Annotated in this window: 15 protein-coding genes and 1 pseudogene; 9 read left to right on the top strand and 7 right to left on the bottom strand. The window is 64.7% G+C overall.

Annotated features, from left to right (window positions below; translation table 11 throughout):
• Positions 1-45 precede the first annotated feature (45 nt).
• From ACZK2R_RS11585 to ACZK2R_RS11575, 3 genes are read right to left on the bottom strand one after another with little or no spacing between them, the layout of a single operon-like run.
• Entirely contained in the window at positions 46-1575 is a 1530-nt protein-coding gene (locus ACZK2R_RS11585) for a TolC family protein (RefSeq protein ID WP_478488015.1), read from the bottom strand.
• Positions 1576-1577: 2 nt separating this feature from the next.
• Positions 1578-4625, bottom strand: a complete 3048-nt coding sequence (locus ACZK2R_RS11580) for an efflux RND transporter permease subunit (RefSeq protein ID WP_180837108.1) — start codon at positions 4623-4625, stop codon at positions 1578-1580.
• On the bottom strand, positions 4622-5710 hold the full coding sequence (locus tag ACZK2R_RS11575) for an efflux RND transporter periplasmic adaptor subunit (RefSeq protein ID WP_253143160.1): 1089 nt from the start codon (positions 5708-5710) through the stop codon (positions 4622-4624). Before ACZK2R_RS11575 ends, ACZK2R_RS11580 begins: the two co-directional genes overlap by 4 nt.
• A 349-nt stretch (positions 5711-6059) precedes the next feature.
• Between ACZK2R_RS11575 and ACZK2R_RS11570 the strand changes: the two genes are divergently transcribed.
• The 7 genes from ACZK2R_RS11570 to ACZK2R_RS11540 all read left to right on the top strand — a co-directional run bounded on the left by ACZK2R_RS11570 (position 6060) and on the right by ACZK2R_RS11540 (position 15052).
• Positions 6060-7178: an AraC family transcriptional regulator gene (locus tag ACZK2R_RS11570; RefSeq protein ID WP_263010003.1), complete on the top strand. Its 1119-nt coding sequence runs from the start codon at positions 6060-6062 to the stop codon at positions 7176-7178.
• A 175-nt stretch (positions 7179-7353) separates the two neighbouring features.
• Complete coding sequence (locus ACZK2R_RS11565) at positions 7354-7764, top strand: hypothetical protein (protein WP_258015728.1); 411 nt, start codon at positions 7354-7356, stop codon at positions 7762-7764.
• Between the two features lie 265 nt (positions 7765-8029).
• A complete protein-coding gene (locus ACZK2R_RS11560) occupies positions 8030-8710 on the top strand; it encodes a DUF3313 family protein (RefSeq protein WP_180837104.1) in 681 nt (226 codons plus the stop codon).
• Between the two features lie 204 nt (positions 8711-8914).
• On the top strand, positions 8915-9514 hold the full coding sequence (locus ACZK2R_RS11555; protein ID WP_258015727.1) for an RNA polymerase sigma factor: 600 nt from the start codon (positions 8915-8917) through the stop codon (positions 9512-9514).
• Positions 9514-10557, top strand: a complete 1044-nt coding sequence (locus ACZK2R_RS11550; protein ID WP_478488014.1) for a FecR family protein — start codon at positions 9514-9516, stop codon at positions 10555-10557. Before ACZK2R_RS11555 ends, ACZK2R_RS11550 begins: the two co-directional genes overlap by 1 nt.
• 108 nt (positions 10558-10665) lie before the next feature.
• Positions 10666-13122 (top strand): TonB-dependent siderophore receptor, encoded by a 2457-nt coding sequence (locus ACZK2R_RS11545; protein WP_258015726.1) that lies wholly within the window; start codon positions 10666-10668, stop codon positions 13120-13122.
• Between the two features lie 46 nt (positions 13123-13168).
• Complete coding sequence (locus ACZK2R_RS11540) at positions 13169-15052, top strand: PepSY-associated TM helix domain-containing protein (RefSeq protein ID WP_180837094.1); 1884 nt, start codon at positions 13169-13171, stop codon at positions 15050-15052.
• Between the two features lie 21 nt (positions 15053-15073).
• Here the strand turns inward: ACZK2R_RS11540 and ACZK2R_RS11535 are convergent, their stop codons facing one another.
• The 4 genes and pseudogenes from ACZK2R_RS11535 to ACZK2R_RS11520 all read right to left on the bottom strand — a co-directional run bounded on the left by ACZK2R_RS11535 (position 15074) and on the right by ACZK2R_RS11520 (position 18838).
• Positions 15074-16111 carry an alpha/beta hydrolase gene (locus ACZK2R_RS11535; RefSeq protein ID WP_180837092.1) on the bottom strand — a complete coding sequence of 346 codons (1038 nt, stop codon included), beginning with the start codon at positions 16109-16111 and terminating at the stop codon, positions 15074-15076.
• Positions 16108-16584, bottom strand: a complete 477-nt coding sequence (locus ACZK2R_RS11530) for a (R)-mandelonitrile lyase (RefSeq protein WP_065723301.1) — start codon at positions 16582-16584, stop codon at positions 16108-16110. The genes ACZK2R_RS11535 and ACZK2R_RS11530 overlap by 4 nt, the downstream gene beginning before the upstream one ends.
• 25 nt (positions 16585-16609) lie before the next feature.
• Positions 16610-17596 (bottom strand): aldo/keto reductase, encoded by a 987-nt coding sequence (locus ACZK2R_RS11525; protein WP_180837090.1) that lies wholly within the window; start codon positions 17594-17596, stop codon positions 16610-16612.
• 11 nt (positions 17597-17607) lie between these two features.
• Positions 17608-18838: pseudogene (locus tag ACZK2R_RS11520) on the bottom strand (MFS transporter).
• Positions 18839-19006: 168 nt separating this feature from the next.
• On the opposite strand from ACZK2R_RS11520, the gene ACZK2R_RS11515 reads away from it, so the two are divergent.
• Entirely contained in the window at positions 19007-19894 is an 888-nt protein-coding gene (locus tag ACZK2R_RS11515; RefSeq protein WP_006367409.1) for a LysR family transcriptional regulator, read from the top strand.
• 320 nt (positions 19895-20214) lie between these two features.
• Positions 20215-20448, top strand: coding sequence for a hypothetical protein (locus ACZK2R_RS11510; protein ID WP_049422290.1), 234 nt, complete (start codon positions 20215-20217; stop codon positions 20446-20448).
• The last annotated feature ends 18 nt before the right edge of the window (positions 20449-20466 follow it).

The following is a 20466-nucleotide window of genomic DNA, read 5'->3' as shown; positions in this document are numbered from 1 at the left end:
GATCCGCCAGGCCGGTACGGCCTGGCGGGTTGCCGTTCGAGCCAGTCAGTGATGCGCCGCGGGTGCTTCGCTTTCGGCGCTCTTCCGGGAAGCGATGGGCCTGCCGATTTCAATCTCCGGGTCCCCCTTCTCGGGCTGCCATGCCCCCAGCGCCAGCTGCACCTGCACGTGGGCCATCAGCAGCCCGGCCTGTGCCGCCGCAAGCTCTCTGCGCGCCTTTTCGTGCAGCGCCTGCTGCTGCAGGCCGGCATCCTTCGGCTCGATTCCGGCGTCCACGCGGGAAGAGGCATAGGCCGAAGATCTGCTGCTGAGTGCCTCGGCATTTACCGCCTGCTGCATCCTGACCTGGGAACTCGTCCACGCATGCAGGGAGTCCTCACTCTCCTTCAGCGCCGTCAGCACGGTCTGCTCGAAGGCATGCCAGTTCTGATCACTGCCGGCGCGAGCGGCTTCCTCCCTGGCCTTCTTCCGGCCAAAGCTCAGCCACTCCCACTGAAGCTCCGGGCCGGCCGAGAAGCGCTTTGCACTGGAATCGCCCAGCGAACCGAACGGTGCAAGGATGCCGCCGAAAACATTCAGCGTGAGGCGCGGAAGGTGCGCGCGCTCGGCGAGTACGACGTTGCCAAGGCTTGCTCGCAGGAGTGCATCGGCCTTGGCGACGTCTGGCCGCCGCGCCAGGAGGTCGGTCGGCTGCGCAAGCGATGCAAGATCCGGTGGGGCCGGCAGTGGAGCCGGGGCCAGCAACGCCTCCCAGGCGTCATCCTGCGCGGTCGGCGAGCGGCCTGCAAGAACCGCCAATCCGGCCCTGTCCGCCTGCAGCCGGGTAGCGGTTGCCGCCTCCTGCGCCACCAGCTCGGCGTGTTCGGATTCGACCGCAAGTGCCTCCCTGCGATCGACCAGCCCGGCCGCATACCGGGCCTTCACACGCACAACGCGCGCCTTGCTCAGCTCAACCTCCCGCTCAAGAGAGGACAGGTTGATCTGGTCCATCCTGAGCAGGAAGTAGTTCTTCGCAACCTCGGCCTGGAGCACTGCGGCAGCTGATCTCGCGTCAGCCGCCGCCGCATCGGCCTTGCGATCGGCCATGGCTGCGGCGGTGCCAATGCGCCCAAACAGATCCAGCTCCCAGGAGAACATCTGTCCGGCGGACAGCAGTCTCTGGGAAGGGGGGCGGGGAAGATCCTGGCGATAGGGATCCGCTTCGATCTGGGCGGACTGCATGGCTTCGGCCTTGACCTGCAGCGCACCGCTCGGCAGATAGTCCTTGCGCGCTGCGCCTGCCAGTGCGCGCGCTTCCACCACGGCGGCAAGGGCAGACTTCAGGTCATGATTCCCGCGCATGGCCAGGCTGACCAGCGCATCCAGGTTGGGGTCGGAGAAGTCCTTCCACCATTGCCTGTTGGGCGTCCCGGGCAGGACATCCGCGTCCAGCGCCGCCGGCGTGGGTGCCTGGCCCACATGATGCCGGGCTGCGGCGTCAGGGATCTCGGTCCTGGGGGCCACAGAGGCGCAGCCAGAAGACAGGGCCACAAGCACAGCAATCGACAGGCAGGCAACTCGATTTCCAATAGACATGATCATGCCTCCTCGGCCGGGTGAATGCGGTAGAGCGCGGCATACAGCGCTGGAATGAGACCCAGCGTGATCAGCGTTCCAAGGGCAAGGCCGCCGATCATCACGATCGACATGCTGGTCCACATGGAACCCCCAAACAGCAGCAGCGGGACAAGGCCGAGAATGCAGACCATCTTGGTCATGACGATGGGGCGCAGGCGCTTTGCTGCAGCCTCTTCAATGGCCTGGAGAGGAGGCAAGCCATCGCGCTGGCCTTCGTCGATCGCATCGATGAGCAGAATCGCGTTGTTGACGATGATGCCGGCAAGTGCGAGCAGCCCCAGTGTTCCGATGAAGGTCAGGCTGGTGCCACTCAGCTTGAGTGCCAAGGTCGCGCCGATGACCACGAACGGAATGCTCGCCAGGACGATCAGGCTCTTGCGGATGCTCTCGAACTGCCATACGAACAACAGGAACATGGCAGCAAGGCAGAGCGGGAGCAGCTTCTCGATGCCTTCGTTGGCACTCTTGCTCTCTTCGATCTCGCCACCGAGTTCAACCCGCACGCCCTGCTTGCGGAATTCGGAAAGAAGTGGCTCGACCTTGTCCGCGATCCCCTGGGCGGTCAGCTCGGAGCTCTTTGCAAGCACGGTGACCGCGCGCGTCTGGTTCACTCGCTGGATTGAAGACAGCTGCGGCGCCAACCGAAGCTTGGCCACCTGGCCCAGGGGCACGCTTCCGCTGCCATCCGCCTTCTGGATCGGGAGTGCCTCAAGCTGGCCGATATCCGTGCGCAGTGCCGCCTCTCCGCGGAGGATGACCGGGAGAACGGTGTCGCCCTCACGATAACGGGAGATCGTTGCGCCGGTCAGCAGCATGTCCATGCTCTTGGCGATGTCCGCGCTGCTGATGCCTGCGGCCTGGGCCTTGGGTTGATCGACGTCCACATCAAGCTGGACAACCTGGCGTTCGGCATCGCTGGATACATCCACCATCCCCGGCGTGTCCTGCAGCGTGCGCAGCAGCTTCTCGGCGGCAATCCGATGTGCGCCGTCGCTGCTGGAGATGCGGAACGTCGCTACGCCGGCATCCGAAGACCCCATCGAGAACCGCTTGGGCTCCACCCGCACATCCGGGAAGTGTGTTGCCATCACAGAACGCAGCCGCTCAATGGCCGCTTCATGCTTGACGCCCTTCGCAAGTGACAGCACGGCATACGCGCGGTGTCCTGCAGGAGTAGGGGGATTGAGTGCCAGAATGAAGCGTGGGCCACCATCGCCCATGTACAGGGCGTGGCTGGAGATCTCCGGAACGAGCTTCTCGTCGGCCAGTACCTTGCTGATCTGGTGAGCAACCGCCATCGTATTGGCCGGACTGGAATCCGGGGACAGCTCGATGGCCATCTGCAGCTGATGGCGCTCGGACGGCGGCATCAGCTCATTGGGGACGGTGGTGAACAACCAGCCGGAGGTTGCCAGCAGTGCAACCATTACGCCGATGTAGATGGCCTTGTGCCCCAGGATCCAGCGGACCTTGCCCCGGTACCAGCCCGTCAGCCGCTCGACCGCGCGTGCGGTGCGGCTGAGTTCGGCATGGTGATGGGCAAAGTACTTGCACAGCAGCGGAATCAGGGTAACGCCGATGACCAGCGACAACAGCAGCGCGATGGCCATCACGATGCCGAGGCTGCGCAGATACTCGCCGGTTTCCGTGCTGGAGATGGCCAGCGGCATGAACGCGAGGATGATCGCCAGCGAAGAAACCAGAAGCGGCACGAACATCGTGCTGCCTGCGTGAGCGGCAGCTTGGTCCGGCGACTCACCCAGCGAGAGCCGCCGCTCCATGTCCTCGGCAACCACGATCGCGTTGTCAACGAACAGGCCCAGGGCAATGATGATTGCACCCACCGAGATCATGTGCAGATCGATGTTCAGGATCTTCATGATTGCCATCGTCCCCAGCACCGTGGTCGGCACGATGGCGCTGACGATCAGGCCGGTCCTCATTCCAAGGAACAGCACGACGACCGCCATGACGATGGCCAGGGTCTCCAGGAAAACCTTGGCAACACGCAGCAGCTGGGTGGAAACAACCTCGGCCTGATCCGTGATCTGGACAAGCTGCATGCCGGCCGGCAGCGTTTCCGAAAGCCGTTCAACGTCGCCGCGCAGCAGATCGGCGAAGCTGACTACGTTGAGTCCTGGCGCCATGGAGACCGCTATCACCACGGCCGGCGTGCCATTCACGAATGCACCCGTCATCGGCGGGTCCTGGGTCACCCGTTCCACTCGCGCAAGGGCGCCCAGGGGCACCGAGCCACCCCTCGGCAGCGGAATTGGCGTGCTCTTCAGCTGGGACGGGTTGTCGGCGTCACCGCTCACGTTGAGCGCGATCTCCGAACCCCCGATCTCGACGTAACCTGCCGGCGCAATGACATTGCGCCTGGAAACCGCGTCGGCAATCACATTGGGGTTGAGCCCACGCGCAGCCAGGGAAGGCACGTCCAGGATGATCTGGACCTGCTCGTCCCTCACGCCGTGGAGCGAGACACGCTCCACCCCGGGCAGCCGGAACAGCTCATCGCGCAGGCGGCGTGCCTCTGCCCGAAGCTCGCCTGCGTTATAGCCTTCGCCGGTCAGGCCCATGGTCATCACCGCAACCCGACCGAATTCGTCGTCCACGACCGGGCCAATCGTTCCCTCGGGAAGCTGGCTCTGGATGTCCCCCATGCGCGAGCGCAAACGCTGCCACACGATGGGGATCTTTTCCGATTCCACGGTGGGATAGAGATCAACGTAGGTGAACGCAAAGCCTGGACGAACAGTCGTCCGGATGCGCTTGACCTCCGGCATGCCACGAATGCTCTCCTCGATCGGGCGAGCGACCAGCTGCTCGACCCGGTCCACGCCGGCGCCCGGCATGAAGCTGAGTACCGTCGCCGTGCGAATGGTGATGGGGGGCTCTTCAGTGGATGGGAAGTCCAGCGCCAGAATGAGGCCGGTGAGGACGATCGCTACAATCGCCAGCAAGGTCAGGCGGGGGCGCGCCAGCGAGAATGAGGAGAGGCTCATTGTTCTGATCCCATCTTCATTTCGACGGGCTTGATCAGCGTGCCCGGACGGATGGCCTTGGCACCCGCAACCACGACACGCTGACCGGCGGAAATCTGCCCGCTCACCTCGATCCAGTCACCGTGATACTGACCCAGATCTACCTCCGCCAGCTCGGTCGTCTTGCCATCCTTTGCCAGCCGAAGCACCTGGCCCTTGCCGCCAACGGCAGACGGCAGAACAGCCCGAAATGGCACTTGAAGCCTGGCTGGGCCTGTATCCGTTCCTGTGATCCGGACCGACCAGGTCGAACCCACGGTCGCCGCCTCGGGCACTGCGATGTATGCGGTACGCACGCCGCCTGCATCAACGCGGCCGTCGACACGGAGCACCTTGCTCGCCACGGTGTCCGAGCCGCTGATCAGGTTGACCACCTGCCCAACAGCCAGGGGAGCAGTGCCCGGAATCGCGACAGACAGCTCGCGGCCCGCACCATCGACCTGGATGGCAACAGCGCCGGGGCCCACGGACTGTCCAACTTCAACGTTTCGGGCAGCCACGACTCCGTCAAACGTTGCCTTCAGCGTGGCTTCGCCTTGCGACCAGCCGGCGAGCTCGTGCTGCGCGCGGGCATTGCGGACGGCCGCATTGGCAGCCGCCAGTTCGGCCTTCGCGGCGGTCATCTCCGCCGGGCTGAGCGCATCAGCCTTCTGCGCAACATCCAGTCGCTCGACGCGTCGCTGGACCTCGTCCAGTGCGGCCTGCGCGCGTGCGACGTCGCCGGCAGCGGACGCCTCCTGCGCTGCAAAGGGGACCGGATCCAGTCGAGCAAGCACCTGTCCCTTGCGTACAACGTCACCCGGTTCAACAAGTACCGCGGAGACCTTTCCGGAGACCGGGAAGGACAGCTGTCCTCGCTGCGTGGCACGCACGGTCCCGATGTAAGCGCGCTGATCGCCAGCAGCCTGTCGAACGGAGGCGACATACGCGGTGCGGGCTTCTGCCGTCCCGCTCTCTGGTGTATCGGAACATCCCGTCATCGCGGACAGGGCAATGGCCAGCGCGCTGAGACGAGGCACCAATGACCAGGTCATATGGGTTTTCACGTTCGATTCCTTGTATGGGTGGTCAGTTCCACAGACCAGCGCGGTGTGGTCAGGTCTGCAGGCGGCGTAAATTTAGGGGGACACCTGCACCCCGAACAGGACAGTTGTGGACACGCGGGGGCTCAAACAGGTCATCTGGGACAGATGGCGCGCCTGGTGATCCCTCGTCGCATGAGATGTCCCAGCCTGAATCTGGTCAGCGACGTGAGGGCATGGTTACTGTCGGTGCCCTCAAAGGGACATTGGAGGTCGGGCAGGGGACCCAAAAGGCCAGAATGTGTCCGCCACGTTGAAACAGGTCCCCTGGCGGCCCGACTATGTGGGCGTCGCACTACCTTTCGAAGACGTGATGGCCCCTATCCCCAAGAATTTGCCGGCATTCAAGGACTGGCCTGTCGCCGGCGAGGATCCCGCGCTGGATGCTGCCGGTCTCCAGGCTTCTGAAGATCCAAACGCCGCAAGCGAATCGCAGATTGCCGAGATAGTGCCTACCGGGGCGAGGGCAATCCTCGGCTTGGTCGAGGACCGGGGGTTCTCTCCGGAAGAGCTATGCCGCGGGCTCGGCTTCACTTATCGCGATCTATCAATGAGGGACGTGAGGCTGTCCTACCGCCAGATGCGCCAGTTGTTCATGCGGGCTGAGCGTTTGCTGGGCGAACCTGCGCTGGGCCTGGCACTGGGAGCCAGACAGACGCCCATTTCCTGGGGCGTACCCGGATTGGCAATGCTCACCTGCGAGACCTACGGCGATGCACTGACGTACGGCCTCACCCATCAGCAAGCCATCGGCTCGATGCTGATCCACACGGTGGAGGAGGTGGGAAGGGAAGTGAGGATGGAAGTCCGGTTCAAACGATTCGACATTCAACTGGAGTCGGTGCTGGTCGAGGACGCGTTCGCCGGATTCGTTGCGGTCAGCAGATACGTAATTGGACCATCATTCGCGCCACTCAGGGTTGATTTCTCACTCCCCAAGCCCTCTGATCCTGAAGTCTATCGACGATTCTTCCAGTGCCCTGTCCGCTTCGATGCTGGCGTCAATCGCCTGACCATAGACTCACATTGGCTGAGCGCGCGCTTGCCCGGTTTCGATCGGGTCAATTCAAGAATTGTCCGAGAGCAGTTGGATTCACTTCTTCCAACGCGAGGGGGCCGCAATGAGATTGTTGAATCCCTGTCGAGCCACCTTCGATGTGATATCGAGTCAACGACCAAGCAGAGCGAACTTGCGAGCCTGATCAATGTCAGTGAAAGAACGCTCCGCCGCCGCCTGAGCCGCCAGGATTCCAGTTATAGGGAGATTCGGGACGAAGCGAGGTATGAGCGGGCCCGCGATCTCCTGCTGAACTCAGAGTTGAGCATCGCCGAAATTGCAGACGCGGTTGGATATTCCGACGCCCGTGCATTCCGCCGCGCATTCAAGCGTTGGGCGGGTTGCCTGCCAACCGAGTTCCGGGAATCCAGGTAGACAGCATCCACCCTGGTTCCAGCACGGCGGGTAGCCATCGGTAGAGACCGGGCCACCCAATGACGTCGGGGCTGCCGCCGGGCCGTGCTGCCGGTGGTGGTTGCGCGTCTGTAGTCCATTGCACCAGTGCGTGTGCAGTCCTCTCCAGCCACCCCTCCTTCACCTGGGTAGAACCATGAAGCGCATACGGCTGTTTGAATCGAAACTCGCGGCGAGATTCCTTGAGGTCGATCGATTGGCGCGGGAAGGCGCTACGTTGAAGAACGTGGCTGAGAACATGCGCACGATCACCATTGCGGTGACGATGCTGATCGTGGTGGGGCTGCTGATGGACCTTCCGGCGTCCGTCATTCGTGTGGCGGCCATCGCATGGGGGTGCTGGGCATTGGTCTATGCACTGCTTGCCGCAGCACAAGCAGGACTTCTCTTTGTCCTGCTGCTTGGCGAGGTGGCCCTGTTGAAGCACATCCTCATCCGGATTGGATTTCTCAGAGGCGCCATTGCCACAGGATTCGCGGTGCTTGTCGTGATCATCATGGCAGTGTCGTGCGTGCTGTTCGATCCGAAGCACATGTTGCATTGGTGATTGCCGACATCCTGCCGACACCCTGCAATCGTCGGGCCCGGCATTCCGGACCGGCCAAGGCGAGCCCCGCACATGGGGGATGTTCGACCTCGATTGATTCCGTTCCACTCAACCTGTGAAAGTCATGCACTCTGCAATTCCCTGCTGCCGTCGTCATTCATCAGGCGGCGATCGAACTGCCACTCTGGCCAGAACATCCGGTTCCGGACGCGTCGCGAAAGGCAGCTTGTGGCGGCGGGTTCCGCGGCTCCTCGCAGGAGTGGGAATGCTGTTGCTGGCCGCATGCAGTCCGGTGCATGTGGTCAGGTCAAACCAGGCCAGAACCTATGCAGGTCTCAGCATCCACGGGGAACGTCGGATGGAGATCGTGCCAGCGGGTAGCACGCACGGGCACTTCCAGACGGTGACTCTCGCCCCCGTCCTGCTGATGCCAGAGGTAGCTGCAACGCTGAGCCCGGGCGTCGGTGATCGCCTCAAGGCTGCCGTAAGCAGTCAGCTGCAGCGGCAGATCGACAGGCGCCTGGGCCGGAGTGGGGCAGGGCGACCGGGAACGGGGCTGTTGCTGCTTGCAAGGATCACCTCGGTGAAGGAGGTGTCTGTCGGCCTGAACATTGCCACATCGGTCCTGATGGGGCCGGTGAGCAAGGGGCAGCTTTCCCTCGAGATCGAGGCGATCGACGCAGGCACTGGCAGGCAGGTAGCACTGCTGCTGCTCGCCGACGAAGCCGATATGAGGGACATCCGGAAAAGCTACACCCCGGACGGTCATGCCAAGGCGCTTGCAGGCCGGTTCGCGATTGAGGCGGTGGAGTTCATCGCGCCAATGGTGCGATCACGGCAGCTTCCCGGAGAGCGCAACTGCCGTGCGCTTCACCCCGGTTCCCAGGCCTCATCCGAACCGCGGCTGCAGGAAAGGGAGGGGGTAGGGAGTTCCAATTGCAAATGACTCTCACTACACTTGCGGCATCCCACCCCTTCCGCCGCCTATGGCGGCCAGAACTCCGGCTCCCAACGTGAATTCCCCGCCCCACCTGTGCAGACCGCAGGCATTTGCCCTGAGGGTGATGTGTCCACGCTAGGCCGGGGCACGGGCAGCAACGCAGATCGGGCCTCGTCCACGGAGGCAGGCATTCCGGAAGACGCCTCGCCAATGGGCGGCAACCTCCTTGCGAAAGCCTATGCCCGCTGGCGCGGGCCCATTCTGCGCAGCCTTGCGCGTGTCAGAGGTGCGGACGGTGAGGACGCCCTGCACGACGGTGCAGTCAAATGGCTGGCGGCAAACCCTGCACTGGCCTCGTGCGACCAGCAAGGCGCCTATTTCCGGCGAACGGTGATGAACACCGTGGCCGATGAGTATCGTGAGCACACCGCAGGTCGCCGTCTCCAGACCCTGCCACTGGCAGATGCCGAGGATGCGGGCCAAGCCATCACCAGCGATGAATCACAGTGCCCGTTGCAGCTCAGCGCCCAGCGGCAGCGCCTGGAGCGCCTGCGAGAAGCGCTGGCCGAGCTGCCGGAACGTCAACGCGAGGCCTTCGTGCTCTGCCGCTTCGATGGGCTGACCCAGGAGGACGTGGCCGCTCGCATGCAGATCTCCCGCCGCATGGTGGTCAAGCACCTGTCGCGAGCGGTTGCCTACTGCGAAGTGCGGGTACGCTATGCGTCTCTGGCACAGATGCAGGAACTGCATCGTCCGACCAAAGCGGGCGAGGCGTTGGCGCCTGCCATCGATGCTGATTTTCCCTGCTGATGACCGATCTCCCTTCTCCCGCAGGTTCCGACCCGTTTGCCCTGCATGAGGCGGCGGCCGCGTGGCTGGTACGGCGGCAGGATGCGGACTGGCAACCGAAGGACGAGGCGGCCCTGCAGCACTGGCTGGCCGGGAGCGAAGCACATCGACAGGCGTTCGCCGATGTGACCAGAACCTGGCACGACCTGGGCCTGCTGCCACGCCCCGTACTGGCCTCGGACGCGCATGCGGTGATCACCCCAGCAGTACCTGCACCTGCCGCTCTACGGCGGGGCAGGGCGGCGCGGCGTGCACGCTCGTGGCGCCTGCCACGCGTTGCGGCGGCTGCGGCCGTGGCGATGCTGGCCTTGGGGTACGTCGGCTACGGTTGGTACGCCGCGCCCAGCTACGTACAGGACGTGGCCACCGGCGCGGGCGAGATACGTGATCTTCAATTGCCGGACGGCTCACGGATTTCGCTCAATGCACGCAGCACGCTGGCCGTGCATTTCTATCGATCCCGCCGTGAAGTAGTGCTCAGCCAGGGCGAGGCGTTCTTCGAGGTCGCCCCGGCGGCCGACCGGCCCTTCACCGTCGATGCCCAGCGCAGCCGGGTGACAGTGGTCGGCACGGCCTTCAATGTGCGCAATGGGCCGGGTGAAGTCGTGGTCAAGGTGCTGCATGGGCACGTGCGGGTGCAGCCGGATCGCGCCGAAGGCACCGCGCCGGTCAGTCTGCAGGCCGAACAGGGCCTGGCCGTTACCACGCTCACCGCTGCTTATCGCCCCATCGCCGCAAGCGCAGACAGCATTGGCGGTTGGCGCAATGGGCGCCTGGTGTTCCGGCGCACGCCGCTGGACGAAGTGGCGCAGGAGGTCGGGCAGTATCTGGGCCATCCCGTCACGCTGGGCCAGCCAGGGCTGAAGTTCCTGCCGGTATCCGGCTACGCAGCCACCGATGCCCCGGCCACCTTCCTGGAAGCACTGCCGGATCTGTTGCCGGTGCAGGTGACCCGCAATGCCCAGGGCGGCTATCGCATCGACGAACGGCCTGTGACCCGCTGACGCCGGAGCGAATATTTCTTCCGGCGCGGGTTCCCACCCCACCGCTATTTTCCGTTTACCCCAGTGAGGCCAGTAGCGGCCAAGCATGATGGGGCGGTAATGGGGTACATGAAGATCAAGCGCGCACTTGTTGCTGGCGCGTTCTCTACGGGGGTACACGCCAAGCGGCTGCCGTTGCTGGCACTGTGCATTTCCAGCGCGCTGGCAGCGCCGGCCATTGCACAGTCGCAGCCGGCTGCACGCGTGCAGTTCAATATTCCGGCGCAACCGCTGGATGCCGCACTGCGCCGCTTTTCCGAGCAGTCCCGGCAGCAGGTGCTGTTCAGCGAATCGGCGGTGGCGGGCCGTCGCGCTCCGGCCTTGACCGGCACTTACACGCCGCAGGAGGCACTGGCGCGCCTGCTGGAGGGCAGTGGCGTGCGTGTCAATGCCACCCGTCCGGGCGTGTTCACCCTGGCGCAGGAAGCAGCAGCGCCTGCGCGCAGCAAGGATGCCCAGACCACCCTGCAGACGGTGAACGTGACCGCCAATGCCCCAAGCGATGGCGCTTACACGGCACGTGAACTGAGCCTGGGCAAGCTGGGGCAGAGCATCCGCCAGACCCCGCAGTCGGTCAGCGTGATCACCCGCCAGCAGCTGGACGACCGCAACCTCACCACGCTGGACGAGGCCCTGGCGCAGACCACGGGTGTGACCAAGACCGCCCGCAACTTCGGCAACCACAAGTTCTCGATCCGCAGCTTTACCGTGGACGACAGCAACTATCTGGTCGACGGCGTGGCCGGCATCGTCTATGCCCCGGTGGGCTGGCTGCCGATCGACACCGCCGTGCTGGAACGGGTTGAAGTGCTGCGCGGTGCCGGTGGCATGATGCTCGGCGCGGCCGACCCCAGCGGAGCAATCAACATGGTGCGCAAGCGCCCGCGCGACCAGGCTCATCTGGATCTGGCCGCAACCGTGGGCTCGTGGGACAACTACCGTGTCGAAGTCGATGGCGGTGGCCCGCTCAATGCCGCCGGCAGCGTGCGCGGCCGACTGGTCGCCGCCTACCAGGACCGCGATTACTTCCAGCGGGGCACCTCATCGAAGACGCCGGTGGCCTATGGGGTGATCGATGCCGATCTGGGCACGGATACCACGCTGACCTTCGGCCTGCGCCATCAGGCCAGTGACACCGACGGCTACTGGCTGTTCGGCCTGCCGCGCTACACCGATGGCGGTGCGCTGGACATCAAGCGTTCCACCTCGCTCATCCAGGACTGGAACCGGCAGGAGGGCTCCGTCGACGAAGCCTTTGCAGAGGCGGAGCACCGCTTCAACGAACGCTGGAAGGCACGCCTGTCGGTGAACCGCACCGAGTCGGACCTGGACCAGCGTGTCGCGGTTCCGCTGGGCGGGGTGGACCGCGCCACCGGCATCGGTTCGCGCTTCTATGACATCTATTTCAACCGCTCGCGCGTGCGTAGTGATGGCATCGACCTGCACACCACCGGCAGTTTCGACGCCTTCGGCCGCAGCCATCAGCTGCTGCTGGGCGCGATGTGGTCGCGCCAGCGTACCCGCCAGAGCTCGGCGGACCTGGCCATCGACGTGCCGATTGATGTCTACGCACCCGACCACAGCGCCATTGCGCAGCCGATGCAGCCCGCGTGGGACTGGTCAGAAAACGCCCGCGCCCAGCAGAGCGGCGTGTACAGCAACCTGCGCCTGCAGCTGGCAGAACCGCTGCACCTCACGCTGGGTGGCCGGTTGAGCTGGGTGAAGTACCAGTCCAGCGATGGCTTCACCGGCGCCAAGAGCCGCGACTACGAACAGAAGCACGAATTCACCCCGTACGCCGGCCTTGTCTACGACCTGGGTCCGCAATGGTCGGTCTATGCCAGCTACGCCGATACCTTCCAGCCGCAGAGCTCGTACGTCACCGCGTCCGGCTCGGTGCTGGATCCGGCCATCGGCGCCAACTACGAGCTGGGCGTGAAGGGTGAGTTGAACGATGGCCGCCTGAATGTCTCCGCCGCAGTGTTCTCCATCCGCAAGACCGGCAACGCCGTGGTGGACGAATCCGACCCGGGCAGCTGCCGTGGCTCGCTGGCGTCGTCCGATTGCTACCGCAATGGCGGCAAGCTGCGCAGCAAGGGCTTTGAGCTGGAGGCCAGCGGCGAACTGGCGCCGGGCTGGCAGATGATGGCGGGCTATACCCACGTCACCAGCCGCGACGATGAGGGCGCGACCATCAGCGCCGAGACGCCCCGCCACCTGCTGCGCCTGTCGACGTCCTACCAGCTGCCGGGCAAGTGGAACGCGTTCTCCGTGGGCGGTGGTGTATCGGCACAGAGCAGCTACTCCTATCCGGCCTACGACGACCCGGACTGGCGCATGGGCGCAGCGGGACGTGCCGTGTGGGACCTGCGGGCCGGCTACCGGATCAATCCGCGCTGGAGCGTAGGCGTCAACGTGGCCAACCTGTTCGACACCCGCTACTACGCGATGATCAGCCAGATCCGCCGCGGCAACTTCTTTGGCGAACCCCGCAATGTGATGCTGACGCTGCGCGGCTCGCTGTGACCTTCCGTAGCCGGCGGGGCAACGGCCTGCCCGCCACGGGGCAGGCATGAAAGCGGGCTTTCGGCAGAGCATGTCGTGGCTGCACACCTGGTGCGGCCTCACCTGTGGCTGGTTGTTGTGCGCGATTTTCCTGACCGGCACGCTCAGCGTGTTCCGTGAGCCGATCACGCGATGGATGGAGGCCGGCCCCGTGCCGGTCTCCTCGCCAGCGGTGGACACCGCAACGCAGGCGGTGCGTGCGCAGCACTGGCTGGCCGCCAACGCCGCCGATGCCCGGGCATGGCAGATCCGTTGGCCTGCGCAGCACGGCTGGCCGCTGGAGCTGTCATGGGAGGATGGCGACGGCACTGCGCACGAACGCTGGGTGGATGCCCGCGCCGGCATGCCACAGCCTCCACCTCGTCTTCGGGAAACCGAAGGCGGGCGCAACTTCATGTCCTTCCATTACACCCTGCACGGCGGCATGGCCGGCTACTGGCTGGTCGGCTGGATCACCGCCTGCATGCTGCTGGCGCTGGTGTCCGGCGTGGTGGTGCATAAACGCATCTTCAAGGACTTCTTCACCTTCCGCCCGGGCAAGGGACAGCGCAGTTGGCTGGATGCGCACAACCTGAGTGCCGTGCTGACCCTGCCGTTCCTGTTCATGATCGGCTACACCGGGCTGACCTTCTTCTACAGCAGCTATCTGCCGTGGCCGGTGCATGCGGCCTATGGCGATGCCGATGACGCCTATGCGCGCTACGAAGCCGAGCTGGCGCCTGTGCAGCCGACTCCGCCAGGCATCCTGGTATCCACCGCGCAACTGCCGGACCTGCAGCACCTGCTGGCACGCGCGCAGGCCATCATCGGGCAGCCGCCGGCATTGATCGTGATCCAGGCGCCCGGCACCGTGCACAGCGTGGTGGAGGTGATCGGTCGCAAGCCCGTGGGGCGCGCAGACAGGCATCTGCTGACCGAGGCCAGCCGGGTGACTTTCGATGCTGCCAGCGGCGCGCTGCTGCAACAGCATGGTGCACATCCGCATGTCATTGGTGCCGTACAGGTGCACGAAACCATCGAAGCACTGCACAAGGCCGATTTCGGCGGCTGGCCGATGAAGTGGCTGTACTTCATCAGCGGCCTGCTGGGCACGGCGATGATCGCCATCGGCACGCTGCTGTTCTCCATCAAGCGGCGCAAGCGCAGCGAGCATGAGTTCGGCGCGGCCACGGCGGGCATCTACCGCTGCGTGGAAGCCTTCAACGTGGCATCGCTGGCCGGGGTGGCGCTGGCAAGCATCGTCTACCTGCATGGCAATCGGTTGCTGCCATTGGGAATGAGCGATCGCAGCGCATGGGAAATACGCATTTTTCTTGCTGCCTGCGCTGCCTCGGTGCTGCACGCGCTGTGGCGCCCACCGCGCCTGGCCTGGATCGAGCAGTTGTGGCTGGCTGCAGCACTGTGCCTGGCGCTGCCGCTGGTGAACATGGCAACCACCGGGCAGGGGCTGCTGATGTATCTGCAGCGGGGCGCGTGGCAGCAGGCCGGCGTGGAGCTGGTCGCACTGGCATTCGGGTTGATGCTGGCAAGAATGGCCCTGATGCTGCAGCGCCGCTGGCCCCGGGCACCGGAGGCGGCGCGCCCGGCCAAGCCTCCGGCCGGGCGGGAACCGGCCTATCGCTGGCAGGTGGCGAGCCGCGTGCTGGCCGCCTCGCTGGGCGGATACCTGATCACTGCCGTTACGGCCACGGCACTGGCGTTGTTGTTGCCCGTGCTGGCAGGGGTAAGGACAGCCGTTTCGGTCCTGGCCAGCTCACTGCTGGGGTTCGTGCTGTTCATTGCCGTTGCTGTGGGCGTCTTCAGTACCCGCAGGGTGGGGAGGGTGTGGCTGAGTCTGGCGGCGGGGAGTGCCCTGATGGGGGTGCTGGTGGCAGTGCTGCGGACGGGGTGAGGCCAGGCGGGCGTTGGCCTGTCACATGCTTCCGTCCAGGCTCTTCCGGAAGAACGCCCCCAGCGCTGCAAACGGAATCAGATCGGTCCGGTCATACAGATCCACGTGGCCTGCACCCTTCACCCACAACAGTTCCTTCGGCTGTCCCGCCAGTCGGTAGGCCTCCTCGCTGAATTCCTTTGAATGCGCCTGATCACCCGAAATGAACAACATCGGACGCGGCGAAATGGTCTCGATGTCGTTGAACGGATAGAAGTTCATGAACTTCACGTTGCTGGTCAGCGTCGGGTGGGTGGTGAGCTGCGGTGATGAGCCGGCCGGCGTGAATTCGCCACGCGGCGTTCGGTAGAAGTCGTAGAACTCGCGCTGGATCGGATGAGTTTCTGCCTCAAGCCTATGCACCGTGCCGGAGGTGTACTGTGCGGCGCCGCCCTCGGCTTCGACCCAACGCTGGCGCGCGGCAGCAGCAATCACGGCCTTGCGCTGCTCAACGCTCTGCGAGCGGTTGAGGGCACTGCGGTTCGCAGCGCCCATGTCGTACATGCTGACGGTAGCAATGGCTTTCATGCGCGGGTCGATCTTGGCCGCACTGATCACGAAACTGCCACTGCCGCAGATGCCAAGCACGCCGATCCGTTCGCGATCCACCTGTGGCTGCGTGCCCAGGTAATCGACGGCTGCACTGAAGGCCTCGGCATAGATGTCCGGCGCAACTGCATTGCGGGGCTCGCCCGCACTTTCACCCCAGAATGACTGGTCGATAGCCAGGGTCACGAAACCTTGTTCAGCCAGCTTCTGTGCGTAGAGATCCGCACTCTGCTCCTTCACCGCGCCCATGGGATGGCCCACGATGATGGCGGGTAATGCTTGCCCAGGCCTGCGGTTCTTCGGCACGTAAAGATTGCCGACGATCTGCATGTGGTACTGGTTGTTGAAGCGCACCTTCTCGCTGGTGAGCTGAGTGCTGTGATAGAAGTTGTCCGCGCCGTGGGCCATGTCCTGTCCAACTGCAGTGAGGGGGATGGCCGCGAGGACCAGAGAAAGCAGCAGCGTCTTCATTCGCGCATCTCCGAATACTGTTCGTCGCTTACTTTCTCCAGCCACGTCACCGGGCTGCCATCCACCGCCTCGGCAATCGCGATGTGGGTCATCGCCACTGCGGCACTTGCGCCATGCCAGTGCTTCACGCCCGGGGCGATCCACACGGTGTCACCCGGACGGATCTGCTGGCGTGGCTGACCCCACTGCTGCACCCAGCCCACGCCCGCTGTCACGATGAGGGTCTGGCCCAGCGGGTGGGTGTGCCAGGCCGTGCGTGCGCCGGGCTCAAAGGTGACCGTCGCACCGCCTACGCGTGCCGGCGCAGGGCGTTGGAAGCCGCCGTCGATGCGCACGTTGCCGGTGAAGTAGTCAGCGGGGCCCGCCACGGACGATGCGCTGCCAGCAGGCGTTATGCTCAGATCGTCACTGGCCGGGCCGCCGCCGGTGGCAGGCGCAGCCATGGATATCAACGTGCCGAGAAGCATGGACATGGGGAGTACTCCAGGAGTTGGGGGATTACCAGGCGTAGGCATTGGGCGCCTCGCCACCGGGGCCAGGCCAGATCGCATCCAGTCGAGCCAGTGAGGCATCTGAGAGCTTCAGGGCAGGGGCCTTCAGGTTCTGCAAAAGCTGGTCCACCGTGCGGGGACCGCTCAGCGCGGTGGTCACCACCGGGTTGTGCAGCAGCCAGGCCAGCGCCACGTCGGCGGGCACCTCGCCCAGCTCATCGCAGAACGTTTCATACGCTTCCAGCTGCGGGCGCAGCTGTTCGATACGCTGCAGGAGCTGCGGGGTAGCGCGTCGGCCATTGGCGACCTTCTTCAGCATGCCTCCCAGCAGGCCCATGCCGATCGGGCTCCAGGGAATCAGGCCCAGCCCGTGGTAGCGCAGTGCCGGGATCACTTCCAGCTCCACCGTGCGCTGGGTCAGGTTGTACAGGCTCTGCTCGGCCACCAGGCCGAAGGTGTGCCGCGCAGTAGCCACGCCCTGTGCGGTGGCGATGTCCCAGCCGGCAAAGTTGCTGCTGCCCACGTAGGTGATCTTGCCTTCGCGGATCAGCTGTTCCATGGCCTGCCAGATTTCTTCCCATGGCGTGGCCCGGTCCACGTGGTGCATCTGGTACAGATCGATGTGGTCGGTCTGCAGCCGGCGCAGGCTGGCCTCGCAGGCGCGGCGGATGTGGTACGCCGACAGCCGGCGATCATTCGGGCCCAGCCCCATCGGCTGGTACACCTTGGTCGCCAGTACCAGGCCGTCACGCTTGCCACCGCGCTTGAGCCAGCGCCCGATGATCTCTTCGGAGAGGCCGAAGCCCTGCGCCATGTCCGGCGACTGCGGCCCGCCGTAGACGTCTGCGCTGTCGAAGAAGTTGATGCTGGCGTCCACGGCGGCATCCATGATGGCGAAGCTGGTTAACTCGTCGGCAAGCTCGCCGAAGTTCATGGTGCCAAGACCCAGCCGGCTGATCTTCAGGCCCGATCGGCCCAGACAGGTGTAGTGCATGGGGGACTCCTTCAGGTATGGACAGGCAGGCGATGGTGCTGCGCCGAGCGCGCAGCGATGCAGGACGTGACCACCGAGCCCAACAGCAGGACAGCGCTGAACCAGAACGTGGCGCGGTAGCCCTGGTGGTCCAGCAGCAGGCCGCCCACGGTCGCACCGATGGCGATGGCCATCTGCACCACGGCTACCATCAGGCCGCCACCGGCCTCGCCGTCATCGGGCAGGGTGCGGGCCAGCCACGACCACCAGGCCACGGGCGCCGACGTGCCAAGCAGGCCCCACAGGGCGAACAACACCGCCACCCTCGGCAGCGTGTTGCCGAGCAGGATCATGCACACCGCCACCACGGCCATCAGTGCGGGCAGCAGCACCAGTGTGCGGAAGAGTGCCTTGTGCATGAAGGGCTCGATCAACAACGTGCCGGCCAGGCCCGCAGCACCCATCAACAGCAGCAACAGCGACAACGTCGAAGGTGATACGTGCAGCGTGGCTTCCACGAACGGGCGCAGGTAGGTGAACAGCGAGAACTGGCCCATGAAGAACAGGCTCACGCCCGCCATGCCCCACGCCACCGGCGGGCGCTTCAACAGCGCGAACACATTCCACGAAGCGCGCCCGGCGGTCGCCTTCATCGATGGCAGCGCGGCGATCTTCCACAGCAGGGCCACCACAGCCACCGGCACCAGCGAGAAGAACGCACCGCGCCAACCGATGATGGCGCCGAAGTAGCTGCCCATCGGCGCTGCAATGACCGTGGCAAGCGCGTTGCCGCCGTTGACGATGGCCAGTGCACGGGGCACCTGGTGCGAAGGAACCAGGCGCATGGCGGTGGCCGCCGACATGGCCCAGAAGCCACCGATGGCCACGCCGATCAGCGCACGGCCCAGCATGAACACCGGGAAGCTGGGCGCCAGTGCCGCCAGCGTTCCCGAGAGGATCATTGCGGTAGTGAGGCCCAGCAGCAGCCATTTGCGGTCCAGCTGCCCGGCCAGTGGCGAGACCAGCAGGCTGGTGACCAGGGCGAACCCGCCGGACACCGCGATGGCCTGTCCGGCCTGGCCTTCACTCGACCCGCAGGTCCGTGGCGATGGGCGTCAGCAGGCTGACCGGCATGAATTCGGAAGCGACCAGCGCGAAGGCGCCGAGTGACAGGGCCAGCACGGCACCCCATTCCCTGGGGGATGCCGAGCGAACAGGCGCGGCCGTGCTCGCCCCGGTCGGGGGGAGATTGAGTGAACTCATGAAGGTTTCCAGGCCCAGAAGCGCGATGACGGCGGAAAGCTCCGGCTGCCGGAGCTCCCGTGGTGGGGGAGGGGGCCAGTCTGGACCACGCGCGGGTGTTTGATTAGATAATCAATTGCGAATGGCTCAATTAGTTGTGCTAATTAATTCCTGTGACACACTGCACGCATGGCACGACGCAACTTCAATGACCTGCTGGCTTTCGTGACCGTAGCGCGGGAGGGCAGCTTTACCCGCGCGGCGGGCGTGCTGGGGGTTACCCAGTCCGCACTGAGTCAGGCCATCAAGACCCTGGAAGAGAGTCTCGGTATTCGGCTGCTGACGCGCACGACGCGCAGCGTTTCGCCGACCACGGCCGGCGAGCGCCTGCTGCAGTCGATCGGCAACCACTTCGACGACATCGAAATGGAGCTCGAAGCTCTTACTGCATTGAGGGACACACCGGCCGGGCAGGTCAGGATCACCAGCGGCGACCACGTACTGCGCACGGTGCTGCTGCCCAAGCTGATGCCGCTGCTGCACCGCTATCCGGACATCCGCATCGAGTTCGATGTCAGCTATGCACTGCGTGACATCGTTGCCGACCGCTTCGACGCCGGTGTTCGCCTTGGCGAATCCATCGACAAGGACATGGTCGCCCTGCCCATCGGCCCACGCCTGCGCATGGCCACCGCAGGGACGCCGGGCTACTTCGCTGCGCACGGAATGCCGAAGGTGCCGGGCGATCTGACTGGTCACCGGTGCATCAACATCCGTCTTCCCACCAGCGGTGGACTGTATGTGTGGGAGTACGAGAAGAAGGGTCGCGAGATCAATGTGCGCGTGGATGGCCCGCTGGTGTTCAGCACGTCACCGCACATGGTCGATGCCGCGCTTGATGGCCTGGGCCTGGTGCATCTGCCCGTTGATGAGCTGGCACCCCATCTGGAAAGCGGCCGCCTGGTGCGGGTACTGGAGGACTGGTGCCCGCTGTTCCCCGGCTATCATCTGTATTACCCGAGCAGGCGGCAGCCTTCCCCGGCGTTCAGCCTGGTGCTGGAGGCATTGCGGGTCTAGGTCGATGTTGCCTCGATGACCGTCCGGCATCACAGCCGCGATGGGCTCACTGGAACTGGATCGCCGCCCTGCAGCCGGCCCTCGCGTGCGGGTTCTTCGCTACCGATCCGGAAACGTGCCGCATCCCAACCGATGCAGAACGCGGCAAGAGTTTGACCAGGCAGAACGCACGCTTGGACAGCCCACCCGTCTACTGGGCGGGGCACGTTCTACGAGTACCTTGCAATGCGTATTCTGGACCTCCTGGACACGCTGCGTTCACGGCCACCGACACCCGCGCTCACCACACTGCACCTCCCTTACGCACAAAGAGGTGCGACATGGCCACCTGTGATGTCTGCGGCAACAACTACGACAAGAGTTTCACCCTGCAGCAGGGCGGACGCAGCGGAACCTTCGATTCGTTCGAGTGCGCCATCCATGCATTCGCACCGCGCTGTGCACATTGCGACTGCGCGGTTATCGGACATGGCGTTGAAGGAAAGGGCCAGATCTTCTGCTGTGCACATTGCGCCGGTCATGCCGGTGTACAAGGTGTAGCGGACCGGGCCTGAGCTGCCTCGGTTTGACCC

The organism is Stenotrophomonas sp. 96582_Sma (assembly GCF_056480905.1).
The sequence above is the reverse complement of the archived record's forward strand: the minus strand, read 5'-3'. Positions and strand labels throughout refer to the sequence as shown.

Bases quoted from the DNA above. Each gene is read 5' to 3' on its own strand.
- ACZK2R_RS11515 (WP_006367409.1), top strand. From the start codon at position 19,007: ATGGCACGACGCAACTTCAATGACCTGCTGGCTTTCGTGACCGTAGCG.
- ACZK2R_RS11570 (WP_263010003.1), top strand. From the start codon at position 6,060: ATGGCCCCTATCCCCAAGAATTTGCCGGCATTCAAGGACTGGCCTGTC.
- ACZK2R_RS11565 (WP_258015728.1), top strand. From the start codon at position 7,354: ATGAAGCGCATACGGCTGTTTGAATCGAAACTCGCGGCGAGATTCCTT.
- ACZK2R_RS11585 (WP_478488015.1), bottom strand. From the start codon at position 1,575: ATGTCTATTGGAAATCGAGTTGCCTGCCTGTCGATTGCTGTGCTTGTG.
- ACZK2R_RS11550 (WP_478488014.1), top strand. From the start codon at position 9,514: ATGACCGATCTCCCTTCTCCCGCAGGTTCCGACCCGTTTGCCCTGCAT.
- ACZK2R_RS11540 (WP_180837094.1), top strand. From the start codon at position 13,169: ATGAAAGCGGGCTTTCGGCAGAGCATGTCGTGGCTGCACACCTGGTGC.
- ACZK2R_RS11580 (WP_180837108.1), bottom strand. From the start codon at position 4,625: ATGAGCCTCTCCTCATTCTCGCTGGCGCGCCCCCGCCTGACCTTGCTG.
- ACZK2R_RS11510 (WP_049422290.1), top strand. From the start codon at position 20,215: ATGGCCACCTGTGATGTCTGCGGCAACAACTACGACAAGAGTTTCACC.
- ACZK2R_RS11530 (WP_065723301.1), bottom strand. From the start codon at position 16,584: ATGTCCATGCTTCTCGGCACGTTGATATCCATGGCTGCGCCTGCCACC.
- ACZK2R_RS11525 (WP_180837090.1), bottom strand. From the start codon at position 17,596: ATGCACTACACCTGTCTGGGCCGATCGGGCCTGAAGATCAGCCGGCTG.
- ACZK2R_RS11535 (WP_180837092.1), bottom strand. From the start codon at position 16,111: ATGAAGACGCTGCTGCTTTCTCTGGTCCTCGCGGCCATCCCCCTCACT.
- ACZK2R_RS11560 (WP_180837104.1), top strand. From the start codon at position 8,030: ATGCTGTTGCTGGCCGCATGCAGTCCGGTGCATGTGGTCAGGTCAAAC.
- ACZK2R_RS11545 (WP_258015726.1), top strand. From the start codon at position 10,666: ATGAAGATCAAGCGCGCACTTGTTGCTGGCGCGTTCTCTACGGGGGTA.
- ACZK2R_RS11555 (WP_258015727.1), top strand. From the start codon at position 8,915: ATGGGCGGCAACCTCCTTGCGAAAGCCTATGCCCGCTGGCGCGGGCCC.